Source organism: Cellulomonas sp. B6 (assembly GCF_001462455.1).
In the GTDB taxonomy this organism is placed as follows: Bacteria; Actinomycetota; Actinomycetes; order Actinomycetales; family Cellulomonadaceae; genus Cellulomonas.
In genome coordinates, this window is sequence record NZ_LNTD01000170.1 from 1 (window position 1) to 4,163 (window position 4,163).

Annotated in this window: 4 protein-coding genes; all 4 read right to left on the reverse strand. The window is 74.5% G+C overall.

Features of this window, described 5'->3' with window-relative positions; all coding sequences use genetic code 11:
* Nucleotides 1–36 precede the first annotated feature (36 nt).
* Nucleotides 37–1,176 carry an acetamidase/formamidase family protein gene (locus ATM99_RS14835; protein ID WP_062103643.1) on the reverse strand — a complete coding sequence of 380 codons (1,140 nt, stop codon included), beginning with the start codon at nt 1,174–1,176 and terminating at the stop codon, nt 37–39.
* Nucleotides 1,173–1,655, reverse strand: a complete 483-nt coding sequence (locus tag ATM99_RS14840) for a RidA family protein (RefSeq protein ID WP_062103644.1) — start codon at nt 1,653–1,655, stop codon at nt 1,173–1,175. The genes ATM99_RS14835 and ATM99_RS14840 overlap by 4 nt, the downstream gene beginning before the upstream one ends.
* A gap of 2 nt (nt 1,656–1,657) precedes the next feature.
* Nucleotides 1,658–3,232 (reverse strand): amino acid ABC transporter permease/ATP-binding protein, encoded by a 1,575-nt coding sequence (locus tag ATM99_RS14845; RefSeq protein ID WP_062103645.1) that lies wholly within the window; start codon nt 3,230–3,232, stop codon nt 1,658–1,660.
* A 16-nt stretch (nt 3,233–3,248) separates the two neighbouring features.
* A partial coding sequence (locus ATM99_RS14850; RefSeq protein WP_062103646.1) for an ABC transporter substrate-binding protein occupies nt 3,249–4,163 on the reverse strand: 915 nt, incomplete at its 5' end.

Consider the following 4,163-nt stretch of genomic DNA (forward strand, 5'->3'; position numbering starts at 1 on the left):
CTCCGCCCCGCCGGCCCGCGCCGGGAGGCCTGCGCGTCACGTCCAGGCGGTCCAGTCCGCCTTCGCGATCATGCAGTGCACGCCCTTGACGGCGTCGACCACCTGGCTCACCTCGAAGTCGCCCGCGGCCGACAGGTAGGCCAGCGCGACCGCGCGCGGCACGCCGAACCGGCCGTGCAGGAACGCGACCGCGTTGCGCACGGCCGCGCGCATCGCCTCGTCGAGGTCGGGGTGCAGACCCGTCGGCACCCAGTGCGTCGGGGTCTCGACGACGGGTCCGGCCGCCGCGCCGAGCACGGCCGTGCGGTCGGCGGGCCGCAGCACCGTCAGCCGCAGCGTCGCGCGCAGCGACGCCTCGAGCGCCGTGAGGGCGACCTCGCCGTTGCCCTGCGCGAAGTGCGGGTCGCCCGCGGAGAACAGCGCGCCGTCGACCGCGACCGGCAGGTAGAGCGTCGAGCCGACAGTCGTGTGCTTGACGTCGATGTTGCCGCCGTGCGGGCCGGGCGGCACCGACGGCACGGGCTCGTCGGTGTCGGGGGCGACGCCCATGAGGCCGAGGAACGGCGCGAGGCCGAACCGCACGGTGCGCCCGCCGCCGGCGTCCATGTACCCGACGTCGCGACCCTCGTGCTCGCCGACCCACGCGAAGTAGCTCACGGTGCCGTCGCAGACCATCGCGTCGACGTGCCGCGTGGGCGTCGAGTCGAGGTCCTCGGGGTACTCGCCGGCCAGCGCCCCGTACCCGTGCCGGTTGGACACGAACCCGTACGGCACGCGCCGCGCGAGGTCGAGGACGTCGACCCGCAGCACGTCGCCCGCGCGGGCACCGGTCACCTCGATCGGCCCGGTGACGACGTGCGGCCCGTCGTCGCCGCCGTTGACCAGCGGCGACGCGGCCACGTCGACCGCGTCGGCGAGCACGTCGGCGACCCCGAACTGCGCGAGGTACCGCCAAGGGTCGCGTCCCTGGTCGGCCAGCAGGCCCTCGTGGCTGAGGGTGTCGATCGTGACGGTCGCGCCGTCGGGCACCGCGAGCACGGGTGCGCTCGTGCGGTCGGGCAGCCAGCCCCACCGCACCTCGTGCGCGCGGCTGGGCAGGTAGTGCTCGCCGAGGACCGGGCCCTCGCCGGGCTGCAGGACGACGGACGTGGCGGGGGCGGTCGTGGTGGCGGTCATCGTGCGGCTCCCTCGGGTGCGTGCGGGTCCTGCTCGGTGGGCTCGGTGGTGCTGCGGTGCGGGCGCAGGCCCACGACGAGGTCGACCTCGACGCGGGCGCCGACGGCGAGCCCGGTGACGCCGACGCACGTGCGGGCCGGCAGCCCGGCGGGGAACCACGTGGCGTACTCGGCGTTGAAGGCCGCGTACTCGTCGAAGTCCGTGAGGTACGCGCGGACCATGAGGGTGTCCGCGAGCCGCGCGCCCGCGGCGTGCAGCACGGCCTCGAGGTTGCGCATGACCTGGCGGGTCTGGGTCACGACGTCGTCGCCGACGACGTCGCCCGTGCGCGGGTCGGTGGGCATCTGCCCGGTGACCCACAGCGTGTCGCCCCAGCGCACGGCGTGCGCGAACGGGCCGACCTGCGTCGGGACGCCGGGGTGACCGGTGAGGACGAGCGGCTCGCGCTCGGGCGGGGCGGGGGTGCGGTCCTGGTGCACGCTCACACCTCCGCCGAGTCCATCGCGCCCACGAAGGAGCGCGTGAGCGCGTGCTGCGGGCGCAGCAGGACGTCGTCCGCGGGGCCCTCCTCGACGACCACGCCGCCGGCCATGAAGACGACCCGGTCGGCGACCTCGCGCGCGAACCGCAGCTGGTGCGTGGCGATGACCATCGTCAGCCCCGACGTGCGGGCCAGGTCGCGGATGACCTGCAGCACCTCGGCGACCTTCTCGGGGTCGAGCGCGCTGGTCGGCTCGTCGAGCAGGAGCACGCGGGGGCGGGGCGCGAGGGCCCGTGCGATCCCGACGCGCTGCTGCTGACCGCCCGACAGGTGGCGGGGCAGGGCGTCGGCGCGGTGGCTCATGCCCACCTGCGCGAGGAGCTCGTCGGCGCGGGCCGACGCCTCGTCGCGGCCCAGGCCGTGGACCCACCGCAGCGGCGCCGCGACGTTCTCGCGGACCGTGAGGTGCTCGAAGAGGTCGAAGCTCTGGAACACCATGCCGACGCCCGCGGTGACGCGCTGCCGGGCGGTGCGCCGCTCGGGCAGCTCGCGGCCCTGCCAGTCGTAGCCGATGGCCGTGCCGTTGACGAGCACCGAGCCGCCGTCGAGCCCGTCGAGGTGGTTGAGCGTGCGCAGCAGCGTGCTCTTGCCCGAGCCCGACGGGCCGAGCAGCGCGACGACCTCGCCCTCGCGGACCATGAGGTCGATGCCCGCGAGCACCTCGGTGTCGCCGTAGGAGCGCCGCAGCCCGCGTGCCTCGACCATGGCCTCGCCGAACGAGCGCGGCGGCGGGTCGGCGTGCGTGCGCCGCTCGTCGTGCACGGGGACGTCCGCCGGTGCCGCCGGCGCGAGCACCGGGGGCAGGGTGGCGGGGGCGGCCGCCGCGGGCCGCCGGCGCCACAGCGCGAGCCAGCCGCGGCGGCGCACGCCGTCGGGGTCGACGAGTGCCTCGACGAGCAGCTGCAGGCCCGTGATGGCTGCCGTGAGCAGCAGGTACATGACCGCGGTGGCGAAGTAGATCTCGAAGTAGTCGAACGTCGCCGACGCGAGCTGCTGCGTGCGCAGCGTGAGCTCGGGGACCGCGATGATCGACGCGAGCGCCGAGTTCTTCATGGTCGCGACCGCCTCGTTGCCGAGCGCGGGGACCATCGAGCGGAAGGCCTGGGGGCCCACGACGTGACGGAGCAGCCCGGCGGGTCCGAGCCCGAGCGCCCGGCCCGCCGCCCGCTGGCCGGCGGGCACCTCGCGCACCGCCGACCGGATGATCTCGGCGAAGAACGTCGCCTCGTTCATGGCGAGCGCGACACCGCCCGCGACCACGGGGGTGAGCGTGACCCCCGCGTGCGGCAGCACGGTGAACACGAACACGAGCTGCAGGATCAGCGGCGTGCCGCGGTAGAGCGTCGTGTAGGCGCGGGCGACGGCGGCGACCGCGCGGTGCCGCGACAGCAGCATCGACGCGAGCACCAGGCCGAGCGCGAGCCCGCCGACGAACCCCATGGCCAGCAGGCGGAGCGTGAACCCCATGCCCTGCAGCAGGTAGGGCAGCGTGAGGTAGTGCAGGAAGTCCGTCATGTCGTGGGCCCCGCCGTCAGCCGACCGAGAGGACGGTCGGCTCGGCGACGGCGTTGGCGTCGAGCTCCCACTTCTCGGCGAGCTCGGTCTGCAGGCCCGTGTCCTGCACGACCGTGAGGGCGGCCTGCACGGCGTCGCGGAACTCGTGCTCGCCCTGCAGCACGCCGATGCCGATCTCGTAGTCGAGCATGACGGTCTCGGCGGAGTCGAGGTCGTCAGGGTGCTCGGCGATGAACCGGTTCACGGTGTTGATGTCGTTCATGTAGGCGTCGGCGCGGCCGGCGAGGATGGCCTGCACGCAGTCGGCGCTCGAGTCGAACAGCGCGACCTCGGGCGCGGCCAGGCCCGCGGCGGTGCAGTCGGGGGCGACGGCCTCGACGAGCGGGACCTCGACGTAGCCCTTGTTGAGCGCGACGGTCAGGCCGCACAGGGACGTGTCGATGCCGGTGATGCCCTCGGGGTTGTCCTTGGCCACCAGGACGCCGTCGAACACCTTGGAGTAGGAGATGAAGTCGACGCCGCCCGCGGCGCGCTCCTGCGTCGCGTACAGGTTGGACACGATCCAGTCGGCCTGGCCGGACGCGACGGTGGGGATGAGCTCGGAGAACCCGACGGCGACGTAGTCGACGTCGAACCCGAGGCACGCGCCGATGGCCTCGCCGAGGTCGATGTCGAAGCCCATGAAACGGTCGGGGTTCTCGGGGTCGATGACCTCGTAGCCGGGGGTGTGCGGGTTGATCGCGTTGGTCTGGGTGGTGCCGACGAGGTCGGGGTGCGCCTCGCGGAGGTCGGCGCACGCGGCGGAGTCGGCGAGGTCGGACCACTGCGAGTCGGGCGCCTCGGCGGCGTCGCTCGTGCTGGTGCACGCGGCGAGGGCGAGGAGGAGGGTGGCGGCTGCGGCGGGTGCGGCAGCGCGGCGGGACGGGGTCAT

Coding starts and splice junctions, on each gene's coding strand:
- ATM99_RS14835 (WP_062103643.1), bottom strand. CDS start 1,176: ATGACCGCCACCACGACCGCCCCCGCCACGTCCGTCGTCCTGCAGCCC.
- ATM99_RS14845 (WP_062103645.1), bottom strand. CDS start 3,232: ATGACGGACTTCCTGCACTACCTCACGCTGCCCTACCTGCTGCAGGGC.